Raw genomic sequence first — 19,886 nt, forward strand, 5'->3', positions numbered from 1 at the left:
TAAAAATATACTGCGATGAAATTATATAAATTACTGAGTTTTTCTTTTTTAATAGCGACATTAACCAGCTGTACTTTTACTGAAAACATTTACATCAATGATAACGGAACCGGAAAATTTTCTGTTGACATGGATGGTTCTGCTTTAATGGAAATGGCTGGCGATCAAATTGCAGGTCAAATGGGCGACGCTAAAAAAGATATCGATACTACTTTTACTTTCAAGCAGCTGTTTGAAGAAAAAAAAGACAGTATTGCGAAGCTGTCACCTGAGACTCAGAAAGAGCTTAAAAAACTAGAAAATTTCGTTGTGTCAACCAAAATGAGTTCAGAGAAAAAAAAGTTTCTAATGACTTTGGGAACTGATTTTAAAAATGTTAATGAACTTCAGGATGTTTTACAGACTTTAAGCACATTTCAAAAATTAGAAGGAGGGGCAAATGCAAGTCCACTTGGAAATGGTTTTGGGGACAACAGCAGTAAATTAAACTATACTTATGATGGAAAGAAATTTACAAGAAAAGCAGTAATAGATCAGCAAAAACTGCAAGCAGCAAAAGCAAAAGATACAGCTGCAGATATGACTAAAATGATGTTTGCTTCGTCTAGTTATATTGTAAAATATCATTTCCCGAAAAAGATTAAAACAGTATCTAATCCAAGTGCTTTATTTAGCGACGATAGAAAATCAATTACAATTCAATACTCTTTTACGGATTATATGGAGAATCCTGACAAACTGAACTTTGATGTTGAGTTTGAAAAATAATTAAAATGAATAAAAAAATCCAACTTCAGGATCTGGGCAAAAGAGACTATAAATCGACTTGGGAATATCAAGAAGAAATTTTTAAAGATATAGTCGATTTAAAAATCAAAAACAGAAGAGAAGAACTTGATCTGCCAACGCCAAATTATTTATTGTTTGTGGAGCATCCGCATGTTTATACTTTAGGAAAAAGTGGCGATCTAGAAAACTTATTATTAAACGAAAAACAGCTAGAAGCCAAAGGGGCGACTTTTTATAAAATTAATCGCGGAGGTGATATTACGTATCATGGACCTGGACAGATTGTAGGTTATCCGATTTTAGATTTAGAAAATTTCTTTACAGATATTCATAAATACCTTCGTTTGCTGGAAGAATCTATTATTTTGACTTTGGCAGAATATGGTTTGGAGTCGGGAAGAAGCGAAGGTGAAACGGGAGTTTGGCTTGGTGCAGGAACTCCGTTTGCTCGTAAGATTTGTGCAATGGGCGTTCGCGCCTCACGTTGGGTTACCATGCACGGATTTGCCCTAAACGCAAATGTTGATTTAGGCTATTTCGATAATATTATTCCGTGTGGCATTCGCGGAAAAGGTGTTACTTCTTTAAACGTAGAACTTGGCGTAGAAAAAGTAGATGAAGAAGAAGTGAAATCTAAAATTATAAAACATTTAACCGAACTATTCGAAGCTGAATTTGTTTAAAAACAATTGCTAATAAAAATTAACCCGTTTCAAGTATCTATTTGAAACGGGTTTTGTATTTTGGGTGATAAATGTGTTTTTCTAAAATAATTATTTAGCTCTTGAGCAAGGAAACAAGGCTTGTTTTTTAAATACAAACCGTTTTTTTCTTAAATTTATATTCAAAAAATTGAAAAACCATTCCGTAAAAGTTAAGATTTTGATGGGATGGCAAATTCTAGACTTCTTGTAATTCTCTTAGCTATTTATGCTAAATTTGGTTTTGTACTATTAAATTTAAATTTCATTTTATTACCGATTGCTTATGAGAAAAATCTACTTATTCTGTTTCCTTTTTGCGCTTAATGGTCTTTTTGCACAAAAGAAAGATAAATTATATCCAGTTGCAGTTTATGAAAAAGTGTGGCAGGAAAAAAATAGTGATGCCAGATTAAAGATGATTAAATCAATTTGGTTAGAAGATAGTACTTTTGAAGATCCCTCGGCTTCAATAAAAGGAATTGTGGCCTTTAATAATGTAATCAACGAATTTTACAAGAAAAACCCAGATGCAGTATTGACTTCAGGGCCTAAAATTGTAAAAGACAATTACGTAACCTGGGAATGGAAAGTTCTTGATTCTAAAAATAACCTTGTAATGGCTGGACGTGATTTTGCACGTTTAAATGGTAAAGGTCAGGTTAGTAAAATTATTGGTTTTTGGGATAAAGGAGCGACCTTGTCTGAAGCTGATATTTTGAAGAATCTAGAAGCTGATAATTTGAAAGTAGTTGCAAAATATTACGAAAGTCTTTTTAAAACAAAAGATTTTGATGCTTTGGCTACTGTAGTAGCAGATGGTGCAATTTACAATCAGGCTGTTGGTTTGCCTTACGGCGGAACTTATATTGGTGTTAGCGAATGGACAAAAATGTTTACGAAATCAACTGAGTTTTTTGATTTGCAGATAGAAAAAGAACCAACTTATTTTAGCGATGCTTCTAGAAATGAAGTAATCATTTATTTTACAATAAACTGTAAATCTAAAAAATCAGGTAAAACAATGTCAGTTCCAATTTCAGAACATTTTGATTTGAAAGATGGAAAAATTATTTCTGTTAGGCCTTTCTATTATGACACAAAAACATTTGCTGAGTTTTTAAAAAGCAAAAAGTAAAAAAAACGACCTAGAAATAGGTCGTTTTTTTTTAAAACAAATCGAGTTCTAATTGCTCAGGCAAGAGCCTAAAACTCATTCTGTGATATTTTGTAGTTCCAAATTCTTTAATGGCTTCACGATGCTCTTTTGTTGGATATCCTTTGTTTTGTTTCCAGTTATACATTGGGAATTCTTCGTGAATTTTGTCCATGTATTCATCACGATACGTTTTTGCTAAAACGGATGCAGCAGCAATACTTAAATATTTTCCATCACCTTTTATAATACTTTGGTTCGGAATCGATTTTAAAAGCGCAATTTCATCTTGAGAAAACTGTTTTCCGAAAGTGTTTTTAAGTCCGAGTTTGGCATTTAAGGAACGGTTTCCGTCAACAATAATATATTCAGGAACATGTTTCAATTTTAAAATACATTCCTGCATTCCTTTCATTGAAGCATTTAGAATGTTTATTTCATCAATTTCATCTGGGAATAAATGTGTAACAGCAAAACATACAGCTTCTTTTTCAAGAATAGGCCTTAAAAGTGCTCTTGTTTTTTCTGATAATTGTTTACTGTCATTTAGGATTTTATTCTCAAAATGTTCAGGTAAAATTATAGCTGCGGCGGTAACTGGGCCAGCTAGACATCCTCTTCCGGCTTCGTCTGTTCCAGTTTCTAAAATAAATCCTGAGAAATTTTTTTCGAGCATTTTTTTAGTTTTTAAAAAAGCAAATATGGTGCTTTTTTTCTGAAAATCATTAATAGATTCAAATCGGAACACTGGGGATATTTGCATTTTTTGAAATGGATATATCGCAGCCAAAATTGACGCAAATTTCATGATTTTTCGGATTGAGTAAAAGTCTGCGATCTTCAGTAAAATAAGGCGGAAACTATTGAATTTTATGATTTTTTTTGCAAAATGTTTAATTGTTGATTTTGTAAAATTGATTTAAAAAGGCGAAAATTCAGTTTTATAAGACTTGATTTACAATTTGTTACAATTTGATAATGAAATTTGAATAGAAAATTTGTCAAATGAAACATTTTCAATGCAGAATGTTTTATTTATTTGGTTAATATGTAAGATAATGCCTAGGCACGTTTTGCTTTTTTTTCTCTTTTTTTTGAGGTAATTCTTGCTTTAAATGTTAAATAAATGTTAATATATCGATTAACAAAATTACAGTATTTTATGTATAAAATTATGTATAGTGTTAGTTTTGCGTTAATTAAATATTTCAAAATAAACATGTGTTAAAATAATATTAAAAAAAAGTTATATAGTATCAGTTTACTGCATTGTTGTTTTAAGAAAATATTATGATGTTTGTCGGATACTAATTCAAAATTTTTAAAAATGAAACTAAAGTTAAATGGATTCTTAGTGCTTCTGGTGGCGCTGATTACGCAACTAACCTTTGCGCAAGAAAGAACTGTTTCGGGTATAGTTTCCGATAATGCAGGAATGCCTCTTCCAGGTGTGAGTGTATTAGTTAAAGGAACTAAAAGCGGAACGCAAACAGATTTTGATGGAAAATTTTCTATCAAAGCATCGTCAAGCGAAGTCTTGATATTTACTTATATTGGAATGAAAACGCAAGAGGTTGCAGCTAGTTCTACAGTATTAAATGTAAAATTAACTAGTAATACTACAGAATTAGAAAGTGTTGTTGTTACTGCTCTAGGTATTAAGAGAGAGAAAAAAGCACTTGGATATGCTACTCAGGAAATAAAAGGAGAAGATTTAGCAGGAGGGACTGCAAGTGCAAACTTCCTTAACGATCTTTCTGGGAAATCTGCTGGGGTATATATTAGAAAAAATACAAACTTTGGAGGATCTACAAACGTAGTTTCAAGAGGTGTTAAAAACCTTACTGGAAATAACCAAATGCTTATTGTTATTGATGGTATGCCTATTAATAATAGCAACGTAAACTCGAGCCAGGGTTCACAAACAACTGGAGCTCGTAATACTTACGATTATGGTAATGCTGGTATGGATATTAATTCTGATGATATTGAATCATTAAATATATTGAAAGGAGCTGCGGCATCTGCTTTATACGGGTTTCAAGCTGGTAATGGTGTAATTATGATTACTACAAAAAAAGGAAAAGCTCAAAAAGGTATGGGAGTTACTATATCGAGTGAGTTTGGTGTTGGTTCTGTTGATAAAAAAACTTTCCCTGTTTACCAAAACAAATACGGACAAGGTTATGGACCAACTTATGATGCCAATGGTAATCCAAAAGGGACTCCAGTTGGGCCAACAGGTGCATTTTTTGTTATAGATAAAAATGGTAACCAAGTGGTAAGTACTACAGATGATGCTTCTTACGGTGTTGCGTTTGATCCAAATCTTTCTGTTTATACATGGGAGTCTTATTCTCCATATTCTTCAAAATTTGGACAAAAATCTCCATGGGTAGCGGCTAAAAACGGTCCAATTACGTTTTTTCAAACAGCTCAAACATTCAATAACTCAATCTCTTTTGAAGGTGGTACAGACAAAAACAATTTTGTTATCAATTACAACAATTATAAAGAGACTGGTATTTTGCCAAATAGTGAATTGAAGAAAAATAATGCAAGTATTAAATTCAACCACAAATTAACTGATAAATTATCTGTAAGTGTTTTTGCAAATTATTTAGCACAAACTACAATGGGTAGAAATACTACTGGTTACGGTGGTGATAACGTTGCAGGTTTATTCCGTCAATGGTGGGGAACTAACGTAGATATTCAATCTCAGAAAGAAGCTTTTAATAATTCAGGAGGACAGAATATCTCATGGAACATGGCAGATCCTGCTAATGGAAATACAAATCCTAAATATTGGGATAACCCATATTTTACAAGATATAAAAACTACCAAACAGACGAAAGAAATCGTTTTATCGGTTACGGTCAGTTAGATTATAAAATTACAGATTGGTTAAACGCTACAGGAAAAGTAAGTACAGATTCTTATTCAGAGTTACGTGAGGAGAGAAAAGCAGTAGGATCTTTGGCTGGAACATTTGGAATTAATCGTTTAGCTGTTGGTTCAGGATACCAAAAATATACAGGTATGTTTTCTGAGCAAAACTACCAGTTTACATTAAACTTCAATAAAAAACTTACTGAAGATTTTTCATTGACAGGTTTAGTTGGATACAATGCTTTAAGAACTAGACGTACATCTACATTAGCTTCTACAGATGGAGGATTAATTATTCCAGGAATCTATGCTTTATCAAATTCAGTAAATCCTTCTCCATTCCCGGTTGAGGTTGAAGATAATTCAGCAGTAAACAGTATTTATGCATCTGCTTCTGTAGGATTTAGAGATTTCCTTTATGTAGAAGGAACTGTACGTAATGATGCATTCTCGATGTTGCCATTTGATGACAATGATGTTAATACATACTCTGCTTCTGCAAGTTATGTTTTTACAAAACATATTAATGCCCCATGGTTAACTTTTGGTAAATTAAGAGCGAGTTATGCTGAGAATCCACAAGGAAGTATTGATCTTTATGCATTGCAAGATGTATTTACTAAGTTTAATCCATTTGGTTCAAACCAACTTTATTCAAGACCAAACACGGCTAATAACCCAGATTTGCACCCTGTAAAAACTACATCTAAAGAACTTGGTTTAGAGATGCAATTCCTTGATAGAAGAGTAGGTTTTGAAGTAAGTGTTTATAAAAGTTTAAGTGAAGACCAAATTTTCCCAGTAGATTATTCTACTGCAACTGGTAACTCTGCAAGATATATAAACGCGGGGTCAGTAGAGAATAAAGGTATTGAGTTGATATTCAATGCGGTTCCTGTTAAAACAAAAGATTTTCAGTGGGATTTAGGTGTAAACTGGTCTAAAAATGAGAATACGGTCGTAGCTTTAGCTCCAGGTGTAGATGTTTTAACAGTTGGTACATTCCAAGGAGGTGTTAGTATCGTTGGTACAAAAGGACATGCTTATGGAGATATTCTTGGAAAAGATTATATCTACAGTGCAGATGGGCAAAGAGTAACTAAAAATGGAGTGTATTTGCAAACTGCCACTACTAATAATGTAATTGGTAATATTACTCCAGATTGGATTGGTGGCTTCCGTAACAAATTTACTTATAAACAAGTTTCTCTAGGTTTCTTAATTGATGTTCAAAAAGGAGGAGATATTTTCTCTCTTGATCAATATTATGGACAAAGTTCTGGTTTGTACACTTCTACAGCAGGAAACAACGAGCTTGGAAACCCTGTAAGAAATACATTGGCTAATGGTGGAGGTGTTATTTTACCAGGAGTTAATGAAGATGGTACTCCTAATACTACAAGAACACCAAGTCCTGAAGTAGCAGGAAGTATCTATGGTTACAATAATAATCCACAAAAAGCATTTGTTTACGATGCAAGTTATGTGAAATTAAGAGAGGTAAATATCACTTATAGTTTCCCTAAACAATTTATTGCTAAAGCAGGTTTGAATGATTTACGTCTTTCTTTAGTAGGTTCTAACTTATGGATCATCAGCAAAAATCTTCCAGATGCAGATCCAGAAAGTGGTCTAAGTTCAGGTAACTTATCATCAGGTTATTCAGGAGGTTCACTTCCGACAACAAGAAACATTGGTTGTAACCTAACATTAAAATTTTAAATCATGAAAAAAGTACTTTTATTAATGTCTGTGGTTGGTATGATGGTTTCGTGCAGCCAGGACATTACAGATATGAATGTTGATCCGAAAAGACCAACAACCACCAAAGCGGAATATTTGTTTACAAATGCAGAGAAAAAATTAGTCGATCAAATGGTTAGTACTAGTGTGAATAATAACGTTTTTAGATTATTTGCACAACAATGGACGGAGACAACTTATCCTGATGAAAGCCAGTATAACATTACAAACAGAAAAATTCCTGATACACACTTTTTGGTTTTGTACAGAGACGTTCTAGCTGATTTTCATGATTCAAGAGTTATGATTGCTGCAACAACTCCAGCAACTCCAGCAGACGAAGCAATTAAACAAAATAAACTAGCGCTTATAGATGTTTTAGAAGCTTATGCTTATAGTGTATTGGTAGATACTTTTGGAAACGTTCCTTATACACAAGCAATTGATATTCAGAAATATCCTTTGCCAGCTTATGATGATGCAAAAACTATCTATCAGGATCTTATTAAAAGATTAACTGCAGATGTTGCTGTTTTGAAAGCGAATAGTACAGTAGCTAACTTCGGTGCTGCAGATATTATCTATTCAGGTAATGCTGCAAGTAATGCAAAATGGGCAAAATTTGCTAACTCATTAATAATTAGAATGGCAGTTAATATGTCTGATATTGATCCAGCGTATGCAACTACTCAAGTTCAGGCAGCTCTTGCTTCTGGTGCTTTGGCTAATAACAATGATAATACAAAATTGACTTATTTGACTACATCAGGAAATCAAAACCCATTGTATGCTGATTTAGTAACAAGTCAGAGATTTGATTTTATTCCTGCTGAGCCTTTTGTTTCTGCTATGGACGCTATTGTTCCTGGTGGTGACCCAAGGATGCCTAAATATTTTACTAACCTAACTTCTCCAGCTCCAGTTATTCCTGCAGGAAGAACATTTGTAGGAGGAACTTATGGTGCAGGAAATGTTTATACATCTTATTCACAAATATCATCTACATTAAATAATCCAGCTTTCCCTGGAACTATCTTTGATTTCGCTGAGTTGAATTTCTTATTAGCAGAAGCTGCTGAGAAAAGCTTAATTCCAGGTGGTTCTGCTCAAGCAAAAGTATACTACGAAGCAGGTATTAGAGCTTCTATGGCAGACTGGGGAGTAACTAATACTGCTGCTATTGATGCTTATATTGCGAGCCCAAAAGTGGATTATAACAATCCGTTAAGTGGAGCAACATATAAAGAGAAAATTGGTAATCAAGCATGGTTTGCTCTTTATAACAGAGGATACGAAGCATGGACATCTTACAGAAGATTGGATTTCCCAGTGTTAAAAGCGCCTCAAGCTGCTATAAACAAGCTTATTTTTACTGTACCTGTTAGATATACTTATCCAGGTGTAGAAGCAAGTATTAATAAAGCAAATTACACTAAAGCTTCTGCTGATATTGGTGGAGATTTATTAAACACTAAATTATTCTGGGATAAATTCTAATCTTTAGAGTATAATCTACATCAATTAAGTTGATGATTCAAAGTAAATTATACCCAATTTGGGAATAAGAAAAATAAATATTTTGATTTTTTTTGAGAGCCCCGTATACTTTTGTATACGGGGTTTTCGTTTCCAAAAGACCCAAGCGATTCTAGTGTCATATTATATATATGTTTTTTTATTTATATGTTTTTATCTTTTACCTTTGCTTCACTAAATTTTTTCGAAATAATATTATACAAAGCCATCAAATGAGAATATTCATTTTTCTATATCTATTAGTTGTTCCAACATTATTGTTTTCGCAAGAAAAGAAAACCGCTTCTAAAAATAATTTAGGTATGAATACGGAATATTCAAGCATAACGGATACCGTAAAAAAGAAAAAAGAAAAAATAGCGACGATAGATCAGTATAAAATTGTGACTTTAGAACACGATACTATTTATGCAGATACTTCGCTAACTATTAAAAGCGCTTACAGACAGAATCATCTTAGAAAAGATCTTTTCGGACTTCAGGAGTTGTCAAATATTGGTCAACCATTAAATACATTGCAATATAGTTTGACTAGTTTTTCTCCTTATCCTGAAATTGGTTTTAACGGAAAACATTCACTTTATATGCAGGCAGATCAGATTAGATATTATTCTGTTGCAACACCTTTTACAGAGTTGTTTTTTAATACAACTATAAAAAAAGGACAGAATGTAGATTCTTTTATAACATTAAACGTTTCCAAAAATCTAAATTTCTCTATTGCCTATAAAGGTTTGAGATCTGAGGGAGATTATAATAATCAATTGGTTAGTGCTGGAAATTTAAGAATTACTACCAGCTATGCTACAACTGACAAAAGATATGCAATAAATGCACATTTTACGAATCAGGATATAATGAATGAGGAAAATGGCGGTATTACAAATGATGCTGATTTTGAAAGTGATAATAAAGATTATAAAAACAGACAAAGATTGCAGGTCTATTTGACTGATGCAGAATCCTTCTTAAAAGGAAGAAGGTTATTTTTTGATCATGCTTTTAGAGTTAACCCAACTGATGGAAGCAACAATTTGTATATAACACATCAGTTTAACTATGAATATAAAGATTATGAATATAAACAGCCAACAGTAATCTCTACGATAACAGCAAACGACGGATCGACCACACGCATACTGCGATTTGGAGAGTCGTATGTAGCAAATACTATTAATGATCAGACAAAATATGAAAGGCTTTATAATAAAGTTGGAGCAGCTTATGAAAATTCGCTTTTAGGTAAATTTATATTTTTTGTAGATGATTACAGATCCAATTATAAGTATAACAGAGTTATTATAGATGCCGCTGGAAATGCAGTTCCTGACAATTTGTTTTTGCAGTTTAATAATTTCGGAGCTCAGTATGAATATCAGAAAAATAAGTGGAATGGTCGATTTTTATATTCAAGATCAATTACCAACGAATCGCTTTCAGACTTAGATGCTAAGCTGCGATACGATATGAACGAAAAAATCAAATTTGATTTCAGATATCGCAACATCAATAAATTGCCAAACAATAATTATAATTTGTACCAAAGTAGTTGGATTTCATACAATTGGTCAAATGATTTTAAAAACGAAAAAATTAATTCGTTAAGTGCAGAGATTACAACTCCTTGGTTGACAGGACAAGTTCAATATACAGTGCTAAAAGATCATTTGTATTTTACGGATATGGCAACAGATGCAGAAAAAGCTGCAAGCGAGCAGATTGTTAAGCCAATGCAGTACGGAAATGCAATTAATTATTTAGAAATAAAAGCAAGCCGAGAGTTTAAATTTGGGCCTTTTGCTCTAGATAATACACTTTTATATCAGAAAGTAGATCAGTCAGATTTAATTTTAAATGTACCTGATTTTGTAACTAGAAATACATTTTATTATTCAAATCATTTCTTCAAAAAAGCATTGTTTATGCAGACAGGGCTTGTGTTTAATTATATGACGAAATATTATGGAGATGATTATAACCCTGTTATTGCAGAATTTTTTGTGCAGCAGGATAAAAAAATCGGTGGTTTTGCAACATTCGATTTCTTTGTAAATGCCAGAATACGCCAGACTCGTTTTTATTTAAAAGCGGAACATTTTAATGCTTTATTTTCACAAAGCAACTATTATGCAGCGCCTCATAATCCGTATCGTGATTTTGTGTTACGCTTTGGTCTGGTTTGGAATTTCTTCAAATAAAACTGGCTTGTTTTTTATTTAGAACCACTTAATAAACTTAAAGAAAAATGGACTTTTCAAATAACATTTTAGAAACAATTGGTAATACACCATTGGTAAAACTCAACAAAATTGTTGCTGAAATTGATGCGTTAGTATTGGCAAAAGTCGAAACCTTTAATCCTGGTAATTCTGTAAAAGATAGAATGGCTGTAAAAATGATTGAAGATGCAGAGGCAGATGGCCGACTAAAACCTGGGGGAACTATTATTGAAGGAACTTCTGGAAACACAGGAATGGGACTCGCACTTGTGGCAATCGTAAAAGGATACAAATTGATTTGTGTGATCTCAGACAAACAGTCTAAAGAAAAAATGGATATTCTTCGTGCTGTTGGAGCAAAAGTTGTTGTTTGTCCTACAGATGTTGAACCTACAGATCCACGTTCTTATTATTCAGTTTCAAAACGTCTGGCAGAAGAAACACCAAATTCTTGGTATGTAAATCAGTATGATAACATGTCAAATTCTTTGGCACATTATGAGCAAACTGGACCAGAAATCTGGAAACAGACTGAGGGAAAAATTACGCATTTTGTTGTAGGAGTAGGAACAGGAGGAACTATTTCTGGAGTTGGAAAATACTTGAAAGAACAAAACCCAAATATCAAAATTTGGGGAATTGATACTTATGGTTCAGTTTTTAAAAAATACCATGAAACAGGAATCTTTGACGAAAATGAAATCTACTCGTACATAACAGAAGGTATCGGAGAAGATATCTTGCCTAAGAATGTGGATTTTTCTTTAATTGATGGTTTTACAAAAGTAACTGACAAAGATGCTGCAGTTTATACTAGAAAGATTGCTCTTGAAGAAGGTATTTTTGTTGGAAACTCTGCAGGAGCTTGTATAAAAGGTTTGTTACAGCTAAAAGAGCATTTTAAGCCAGATGATGTTGTTGTGGTATTATTTCACGATTCTGGAAGTCGTTATGTAGGTAAAATGTTCAATGATGATTGGATGCGCGAACGCGGATTCCTAGAAGAAAACGTAACAAAAGCAGAAGACGTTATAAAAGATCATATCGATAAAGAACTAATTGTGGTGCGCACAGAAGAATTGGTTTCGCACGCAATTGAGCGTATGCGTAAATACAAAATTTCGCAGATTCCGGTTGTGGATATCAATGGTTTTGTGGGTTCTGTAGACGAAACAGATTTATTTAGAAGTTATGTTGCTGATAAAAATGTTGCCGAAAAACCGATTAAAGAGGTGATGGGGAAACCTTTCCCGATTGTAAAATTAGGAACACCAATTGAAGAAGTTTCAAAACTTTTCAGCAAAGAAAACGATGCTGTTTTGGTTGATTTAGGAAACGGACACCATCACATTATTACTAAATATGATATTATCGGTTCAATAAAATAAACCTTTACAAATAATAATAATCCATAAGCCTAATTGTTTTACGATAAGGTTTATGGATTTGTCTTTTAAAATTATAAAATGAATTTTACAGCCATTGATTTTGAAACTGCGACAGGGTATCATCCATGTTCGGTGGGAATTGTTACTGTCGAAAACGGAATTATCGTAGACGAATATGTTTCTTTAATTAAGCCACCAAATAATGAGTACAATCCGTTTACGATTCGTGTTCACGGAATTTATCCAAGAGATACTGTCAATGCAAAATCGTTCTTTCAGATATATCCTGAGATTGAAAAGAGGCTAAAAAATAGAGTTGTTGTAGCGCACAATGAAAGCTTTGACCGTAATGTTTTAATGAAAAGTATGTTGTTTCATGGCTTAAATTATGATGATTTGAATATCGCCACAAAATGGGAATGTACAGTAAAGATTTATAAAGCAAAAGGTATAAAACCAACTAAATTAAGTGATTGCTGTCGCGAAATGGATATTCAGCTCAATCACCATGAAGCATTGTCAGATGCAAGAGCTTGCGCTAAATTATATATGCTTCGCTAAAATAATTTTAATAATTTGTAAGAATAATATTAAATTTATTTACTTTTAGATTTTGTAATTATACTATTAAAATCTAAAATGAAAGAAGACTTCCTTCATTATCTCTGGAAATTCAAGAAGTTTGATAGCTTGAATTTAAAATCTGTTCAAAACGAACCAATTACCATTATCAAAACTGGCGATTATTTAGAACTTGCTGGTCCTGATTTTTTTAACGCCCATATTGAAATTGGAAACCAAAAATGGGCTGGTAATGTAGAGATTCATTTAAAATCCTCAGACTGGTATTTGCACAATCATGAAAAGGATGCTGCTTATAAAAATGTGATTCTTCACGTCGTTTGGGAAAATGATACGGCCATTTTTAGAGAAAACAATACAGAAATATCTGTTCTGGTGCTTAAAGATTATGTCTCTAAAGAAACTATTGACAATTATAATGCATTAGTTTCTCCAAAAACATGGATTTCTTGCGAAAGACAATTAAAGGAAATTGACAAGTTTATATTTAAGAACTGGCAAGAAAGACTGTTTTTTGAGCGTTTAGAGCGAAAATCCAAGTTTATTTATCAATTATTGGAAGAAACCAATCAAGACTGGGAAGCGGTCTTATTTTGCCTTCTAGCGAAGAATTTTGGCTTAAATACCAATGGAAATTCCTTTTTGCAGATATCGAAGGCAATTCCATTTTCAGTGATTAGAAAAGAAAGTTTTGAAGTCGAAAATTTAGAGGCATTACTTTTTGGAACTTCAGGTTTGTTAGAAACAGAGAAAGAGGATGTTTATTATAAAGATTTGAAGTTTCGCTACTTCTATTTATTGCATAAATATCAAATAGAAAAAACTTATGTAGATCCTCTTCAATTTTTTAAACTTCGTCCAGATAATTTCCCTACAATCAGACTTTCTCAATTAGCATCTTTATATCATAAACATCAAAACCTATTTTCAAAAATAATTGATTTAAAATCTGTTAACGAAGTATACCGTTTGCTGGATATTTCAGCAAGTTTGTATTGGCAAAATCACTATCAATTTGACAAAGAAAGTCCGAAGAAATCTAAAATACTTTCTAAATCATTCATAGATTTAGTGATTATCAATACTATAATTCCGCTTCAATTTGCTTATTCTAATATTAGAGGTGAATCAATAGCTGAAGATTTAATTGATTTTATAAATGAAGTTGCTTCTGAGAAAAATACCATCATTGATAAGTTTAATTCATTCGGAATAAAGTCTCAATCCGCATTTGAAAGTCAGTCATTGCTAGAGCTCAAAAATGAATATTGCGAACGTAAAGCATGTTTACAATGTGCTCTTGGTTTGGAATTGCTTAAAAATAATTAGATAATTTGTACTTTTGTAATCCTGAGCAGTCAGGAATCTAAAAACTCTCAAGTCTTAAATCTAAAATATAGGGATGTCAGCAATTTTAAAACTTAAGTTCTTTTTTGAAAAATATGGTTTCCATGTTTCTTCAAGACTAGCAGATAAACTCGGAATGCGCGTAACAAGCGTTCGATTGTTTTTTATCTATATTTCTTTTGTTACAGCAGGTCTAGGATTTGGGATGTATTTAACCCTTGCTTTCTGGATTAGATTGAAAGATCTGATTCGTTCAAAAAGAACATCAGTATTTGATTTATAAAAAAAGCTCCAAATTTTAATTTGGAGCTTTTTTTATGACTAGAATTGAAAATTATTCAACATCCGCATCTGTATTATTAAGTCTAGATCTTTTCTTGCTATATCCAAAGTATACAATGATACCAAGAATAAGCCATCCGAAAGATAATAACTGTGCATCTTTACTTAAATTAAAAATTAAATAAGAATTGATTGCAATTCCTAATACCGCTATAACTGGTAAAGCAGGAACTTTAAATGTTCTGGTTAATCCTGGTTGTTTTACTCTTAAAATCCAAACAGCGATACAAACCATTGTAAAGGCAAACAAAGTACCGAAACTTGTCATGTCAGCCAATTTGTTGATTGGTGTAAAAGCAGCAACAGTTGCGATAATAATTCCAAGAATCATTAAGTTTGTTTTTGGAGTTCCAGAAATTGGGTTTACTTTAGAGAAAACAGAAGGAATTAAACCATCTTTAGACATTCCAAGGAAAATTCGAGATTGTCCCATAATCATTACCATTAATACAGAAACTAGACCAATTGTAGCAGCAACTGTAATAATGAAACCAGCCCATCCTTGTCCAGCAATATCAAATGCATAAGCAACAGGAGCTTTAATAGCTTCAGGGTATTTTCCTAGTGGGTTAAAATCTTGGTAGTTCATCATTCCTGTTAATACTAAAGAAACAAGAATATATAGAGTAGTACAAATTAATAAAGAAGCGATAATTGCAAACGGAACGTCTTTTTTAGGATTAATAGCTTCTCCAGCTTGTGTAGAAACGGCATCAAAACCAACATAAGCAAAGAAAATAGCTGCGGCTCCAGAGATAATACCTCCAATTCCGTAAGCATTGTGAGTAGTTTCTTTCTCAATAATCTGAGTTGCTTCAGGAATAAACGGACTCCAGTTTGCTGTATTAATAAAGAAAAGACCAGCAATAATTACAAAGATTACAGCAGATACTTTAAGAATAACAATTGCGTTATTTGCTTTAGCAGCGCTTTTTGTTCCTTTGATAAGCAATGAAATAACTAAAAGAACGATCAAGAAAGCAGGAAGATTCATAGAGAAACCTTCTCCAGTATAACTTGCAGGATCTGTTGTAAGCCAATCAGGAAGTTTTATATGAAATAATTTCAATAGTTTGTTGAAGTAACCGGACCACGAAACTGCTACAGTCATAGATCCCATTGCATATTCGAGAATTAATCCCCATCCAATAATCCAGGCAAAAACTTCTCCAATTGTACCGTAAGCGTATGCATAAGCAGACCCTTCAACAGGTAAAATAGAAGCAAATTCAGAATAGCAAAGAGCCGCAAAAACACAAGCAATACCTGCGATGATAAACGAAATTGCTAATGCTGGACCTGCATGATAATAAGCCCCAGTACCTGTAAGTACAAAAATTCCACCGCCGATAATGGCACCAACACCAATCGCAGTAAGACTCCATTTACCTAGGACTCTCTTTAAATCACTCTTTTTCATATCGGCCTCAAAGGCTGATATAGGTTTAACTCTCCAAATTGACATATAATTTTATTGGTTTATTTGTTATTAAGTGCCAAATGTATTGTTTTTTGTAAAAAATAAAAACAATTATCATGTTTTAAGTTATAAAATCTTTGATTTTTTTACAGTACTCGTAAGAAAGATTCTCTAAGTATTGACATTCATTAAATTAATTGGCATTTTATAAGAGATTCGATAATTTTTTAAAAGTTACTTTTCTTACTAATTTTCTTAATAAATTTGAAAGATTTTTCTTAATTTGTTTTTCAGAAGTAATTTTAATCATGAATTTTAAGTCTTTTAATAAGTATTTCTATTTTACAAAACAGCAGCGAATAGGCATTTTTATGCTTTTCATCATAATGATAGGGTTACAGTTGTTTTATTTTTTATCTGATTTTAATATTTCAGAAGCTAAAAGCTCTGAAAAAGAAGAGTGGCTTGCGCTTCAGTCAGAAATTGATCAAGAGAAATTGGCCAATAAAAACGCAAAGCCAATTAATTATCCTTTCAATCCTAATTTTATTTCTGATTATAAAGGATATAAATTAGGAATGTCGGTTGAAGAAATTGATCGTTTAGTGGCATTTAGAAAAGAGAATAAATATGTGAACTCAGCAGAGGAATTTCAAAAAGTTACGGGAGTTTCAGATTCTCTATTAAATGTAATTTCTCCTTTATTTAAATTTCCAGATTGGAAACAGAATAAAAATAATTATAGCATTGAGAAAAAAGATTTTAGTATAAAAAGTTTTCCAAAAAAAGAAAGGATTGAAATATTAGATATCAATCAAGCTACTAAAGAAGATTTAATGAAAATCTACGGAATAGGAGAAGGACTTTCAGCTAGAATATTAAACCAGAAAGAAATCTTAGGCTCTTTTGTGTCAATGGAGCAAATGAAAGATATTTGGGGGCTTTCTCCAGAAGTTATAAATGAATTGAATAGCCATTTTAAGGTTGTGATTCCTTCAACATTGAAGAAAATAAATGTAAACGAGGCGTCATTAAAAGAATTATCTCAATTTCCGTACTTTAAGTATGGACTCGCAAAACAAATTGTAACGTACAGAAGTATGAACGGAAATTTTAATAATATTGAGGATTTAGCAAAAATTAAAGATTTTCCTGTTGAAAAAGCAAAAATAATTAGTTTATATTTGGAGTTCTAAAAGAAACTAACTCATGAACTTTGATTACAACGAAACACAATTAATGATTGCGCAGTCTATAAAAGACTTTGCAGAAAAAAATATTAGACCTTATATAATGGAGTGGGATGAGGCTCAAATTTTCCCAATACAATTATTTAAGCAACTTGGCGAAATGGGCTTCATGGGAGTTTTGGTTCCAGAAGAATACGGAGGGTCAGGTTTAGGTTATCATGAGTATATTACGGTAATTGAGGAAATCTCAAAAGTAGATCCTTCAATTGGATTGTCAGTCGCAGCACACAATTCTTTATGTACAAATCATATCTTGACTTTTGGAAATGAAGAGCAAAAGAAAAAATGGCTGCCAAAATTAGCTACAGCAGAATATATAGGTGCATGGGGATTAACAGAGCATAATACAGGTTCTGATGCTGGCGGAATGAATACAACTGCAGTAAAGGATGGTGACCATTGGATTGTAAATGGCGCGAAAAACTTTATTACGCACGGTATATCTGGAGATGTTGCCGTTGTGATTGTTCGTACAGGAGAAAAAGGCGATTCTAAAGGAATGACGGCTTTTGTGTTTGAAAAAGGCATGAAAGGTTTTTCATCTGGTAAAAAAGAAAATAAATTAGGAATGAGGGCAAGCGAAACAGCCGAATTGGTTTTTGATGGCTGTCGTGTTCCTGATGCAAATAGATTAGGAGAAGTTGGTGAAGGTTTTGTTCAGGCTATGAAAATTCTTGACGGAGGAAGAATCTCTATCGGAGCTCTATCTTTAGGAATTGCAAAAGGAGCTTATGAAGCGGCATTGAAGTATTCAAAAGAAAGACATCAGTTTGGTCAGCCTATTAGTAATTTCCAAGGCATCTCTTTTAAGTTGGCTGATATGGCAACAGAAATCGAAGCTTCAGAATTGTTACTTCATAAAGCTGCATTCTTAAAACAACAGCATAAGCCTGTAACAACATCAGGCGCAATGGCAAAAATGTATGCCTCTGAGGCATGCGTGAAAATTGCAAATGATGCGGTTCAAATTCACGGTGGTTATGGTTATACCAAAGACTTTCCGGTAGAAAAATTCTATAGAGATTCTAAATTGTGTACTATAGGAGAAGGAACAACCGAAATTCAAAAACTTGTTATTTCTAGAAATTTGCTTAAAGAATAAAGAATAAAGAATAAAGAATAAAGAATAAAGAATAAAGAATAAAGAATAAAGAATAAAGAATAAAGAATAAAGAATAAAGAATAAAGAATAAAGAATATAGGGTCTATTCTCTATGTTCTATGCTCTTTTCTCTTTTTGAAAAAATAATTCATAATTTATAACTCATAATTCATAATTAATATATACATTTGCAGCCTTAACGAGAGGAGGTGTCTATATTATGTTAATTATACCAATTAAAGACGGAGAAAATATCGATAGAGCATTAAAGCGCTATAAAAGAAAATTTGATAAAACAGGAACTGTTCGTCAATTAAGAGCACGTACTGCTTTTATTAAGCCTTCTGTTATCAAAAGAGCTCAGATCCAAAAAGCGGCTTACATTCAAGGCTTGAAAGATAGTTTAGAAAGTTAATATCAGCTTTTAGAAAATAATTACCGTTAGTGGTCAAAATGTTTTAATTTTGATGCTAACGGTTTTTTTATGCCTAATTTTTAGATTTTATGAAAACGAATAAAGAAGCTTTTTCGGATTATCTTTTGTTGGAAAAAAAATACTCTTCGCATACTGTTGGTGCTTACTTGAATGATATAACGGCTTTTGAGTCTTTTGTGAAGGAGTCTTTTGATCAAGAAAGTATTGATTTGGTGAATTATAGTCAAGTAAGAAGTTGGATTGTTTTTTTGGTGGATCAGGATATTTCAAATGTTTCGATTAATAGAAAGATGGCTTCTTTGAAAGCTTTTTATAGGTTTCTTTTAAAGTCAAAGCAGATTGAACTTAATCCGATGTTGAAGCATAAGTCTTTGAAAACTCCGAAAGTGGTTCAGGTTCCTTTTTCGGAAAAAGAATTAAAAGATTTGTTGGATGTGATGGAGGCTCCTGTTGGTTTTGAGGAAATCCGGGACAAGCTTATTGTGGAGATGTTTTATGTTACAGGAATGCGTCGTGCTGAATTGATCCATTTAATGATTAGAAATGTTGATCGTTCAGGTAATATGATTAAAGTTTTGGGAAAAAGAAACAAGGAGCGTATTATTCCGATTTTGCTAATTATTGCGGATCAAATTGATTTGTATATAAAGGAAAGGGGGGCTTTGGAAAGTTTGGTTGATTCGGACTATTTTTTTGTTTCGAAAAAAGGGTTAAAATTGAGCGAATCTTTTGTTTATCGTTTAATAAATTCATACTTTAGTAGGGTCTCAGAAAAGGTGAAAAAAAGTCCGCATGTGCTTCGCCATACTTTTGCAACACATCTTTTAAATAATGGGGCAGATTTGAATTCAGTTAAAGAATTGCTAGGGCATTCTAGTTTGGCATCTACACAAGTTTATACTCATAATAGTCTTGCGGAGCTTAAAAAAGTATATAAGGGTGCGCATCCGAGAAATAAATAGCGGTTCTAAATGTTAATCCT

At 32.6% G+C, this 19,886-nt stretch carries 16 protein-coding genes; 14 read left to right on the plus strand and 2 right to left on the minus strand.

From position 1 onward, the window contains the following. Positions 1–15: 15 nt before the first annotated feature. The 3 genes from PQ463_RS22685 to PQ463_RS22695 all read left to right on the plus strand — a co-directional run bounded on the left by PQ463_RS22685 (position 16) and on the right by PQ463_RS22695 (position 2,628). Positions 16–768: a hypothetical protein gene (locus PQ463_RS22685; RefSeq protein ID WP_274255612.1), complete on the plus strand. Its 753-nt coding sequence runs from the start codon at positions 16–18 to the stop codon at positions 766–768. Positions 769–773: 5 nt separating this feature from the next. Then, positions 774–1,472 (plus strand): lipoyl(octanoyl) transferase LipB, encoded by a 699-nt coding sequence (lipB, locus tag PQ463_RS22690; RefSeq protein WP_111377400.1) that lies wholly within the window; start codon positions 774–776, stop codon positions 1,470–1,472. A 304-nt stretch (positions 1,473–1,776) separates the two neighbouring features. After that, entirely contained in the window at positions 1,777–2,628 is an 852-nt protein-coding gene (locus tag PQ463_RS22695) for a nuclear transport factor 2 family protein (protein WP_274255613.1), read from the plus strand. A 31-nt stretch (positions 2,629–2,659) separates the two neighbouring features. On the opposite strand, the gene rnhB is transcribed toward PQ463_RS22695, so the two are convergent. After that, positions 2,660–3,322, minus strand: a complete 663-nt coding sequence (rnhB, locus tag PQ463_RS22700; protein WP_274255614.1) for a ribonuclease HII — start codon at positions 3,320–3,322, stop codon at positions 2,660–2,662. Positions 3,323–3,973: 651 nt separating this feature from the next. On the opposite strand from rnhB, the gene PQ463_RS22705 reads away from it, so the two are divergent. The 7 genes from PQ463_RS22705 to PQ463_RS22735 all read left to right on the plus strand — a co-directional run bounded on the left by PQ463_RS22705 (position 3,974) and on the right by PQ463_RS22735 (position 14,637). Then, the gene (locus PQ463_RS22705) at positions 3,974–7,261 is read left to right on the plus strand and encodes a SusC/RagA family TonB-linked outer membrane protein (protein ID WP_274255616.1); all 3,288 of its coding nucleotides are present in this window, start codon (positions 3,974–3,976) and stop codon (positions 7,259–7,261) included. A gap of 3 nt (positions 7,262–7,264) precedes the next feature. Beyond that, positions 7,265–8,779, plus strand: coding sequence for a SusD/RagB family nutrient-binding outer membrane lipoprotein (locus PQ463_RS22710; protein WP_274255617.1), 1,515 nt, complete (start codon positions 7,265–7,267; stop codon positions 8,777–8,779). Positions 8,780–9,030: 251 nt separating this feature from the next. Next, positions 9,031–11,016, plus strand: a complete 1,986-nt coding sequence (locus tag PQ463_RS22715) for a putative porin (protein ID WP_274255618.1) — start codon at positions 9,031–9,033, stop codon at positions 11,014–11,016. A 47-nt stretch (positions 11,017–11,063) separates the two neighbouring features. Further along, complete coding sequence (locus PQ463_RS22720; RefSeq protein ID WP_274255619.1) at positions 11,064–12,425, plus strand: pyridoxal-phosphate dependent enzyme; 1,362 nt, start codon at positions 11,064–11,066, stop codon at positions 12,423–12,425. Positions 12,426–12,503: 78 nt separating this feature from the next. Then, on the plus strand, positions 12,504–12,986 hold the full coding sequence (locus PQ463_RS22725) for a 3'-5' exonuclease (protein WP_274255621.1): 483 nt from the start codon (positions 12,504–12,506) through the stop codon (positions 12,984–12,986). Positions 12,987–13,064: 78 nt separating this feature from the next. Beyond that, positions 13,065–14,336 (plus strand): DUF2851 family protein, encoded by a 1,272-nt coding sequence (locus tag PQ463_RS22730; RefSeq protein WP_274255622.1) that lies wholly within the window; start codon positions 13,065–13,067, stop codon positions 14,334–14,336. Positions 14,337–14,409: 73 nt separating this feature from the next. Next, positions 14,410–14,637, plus strand: coding sequence for a PspC domain-containing protein (locus PQ463_RS22735; protein ID WP_111422650.1), 228 nt, complete (start codon positions 14,410–14,412; stop codon positions 14,635–14,637). A gap of 51 nt (positions 14,638–14,688) precedes the next feature. On the opposite strand, the gene PQ463_RS22740 is transcribed toward PQ463_RS22735, so the two are convergent. Then, positions 14,689–16,161 carry an APC family permease gene (locus tag PQ463_RS22740; protein WP_274255623.1) on the minus strand — a complete coding sequence of 491 codons (1,473 nt, stop codon included), beginning with the start codon at positions 16,159–16,161 and terminating at the stop codon, positions 14,689–14,691. 263 nt (positions 16,162–16,424) lie between these two features. Between PQ463_RS22740 and PQ463_RS22745 the strand changes: the two genes are divergently transcribed. The 4 genes from PQ463_RS22745 to PQ463_RS22760 all read left to right on the plus strand — a co-directional run bounded on the left by PQ463_RS22745 (position 16,425) and on the right by PQ463_RS22760 (position 19,866). Further along, a complete protein-coding gene (locus PQ463_RS22745) occupies positions 16,425–17,312 on the plus strand; it encodes a ComEA family DNA-binding protein (RefSeq protein ID WP_274255624.1) in 888 nt (295 codons plus the stop codon). A gap of 13 nt (positions 17,313–17,325) precedes the next feature. Continuing rightward, entirely contained in the window at positions 17,326–18,468 is a 1,143-nt protein-coding gene (locus tag PQ463_RS22750) for an acyl-CoA dehydrogenase family protein (RefSeq protein WP_274255625.1), read from the plus strand. 220 nt (positions 18,469–18,688) lie between these two features. Continuing rightward, on the plus strand, positions 18,689–18,883 hold the full coding sequence (gene rpsU, locus PQ463_RS22755; protein WP_026730435.1) for a 30S ribosomal protein S21: 195 nt from the start codon (positions 18,689–18,691) through the stop codon (positions 18,881–18,883). A gap of 89 nt (positions 18,884–18,972) precedes the next feature. Then, positions 18,973–19,866, plus strand: a complete 894-nt coding sequence (locus PQ463_RS22760) for a tyrosine-type recombinase/integrase (protein ID WP_274255626.1) — start codon at positions 18,973–18,975, stop codon at positions 19,864–19,866. Positions 19,867–19,886: the final 20 nt, after the last annotated feature.

Origin of the sequence: Flavobacterium sp. KACC 22763 (assembly GCF_028736155.1) — a bacterium.
In the GTDB taxonomy this organism is placed as follows: Bacteria; Bacteroidota; Bacteroidia; order Flavobacteriales; family Flavobacteriaceae; genus Flavobacterium.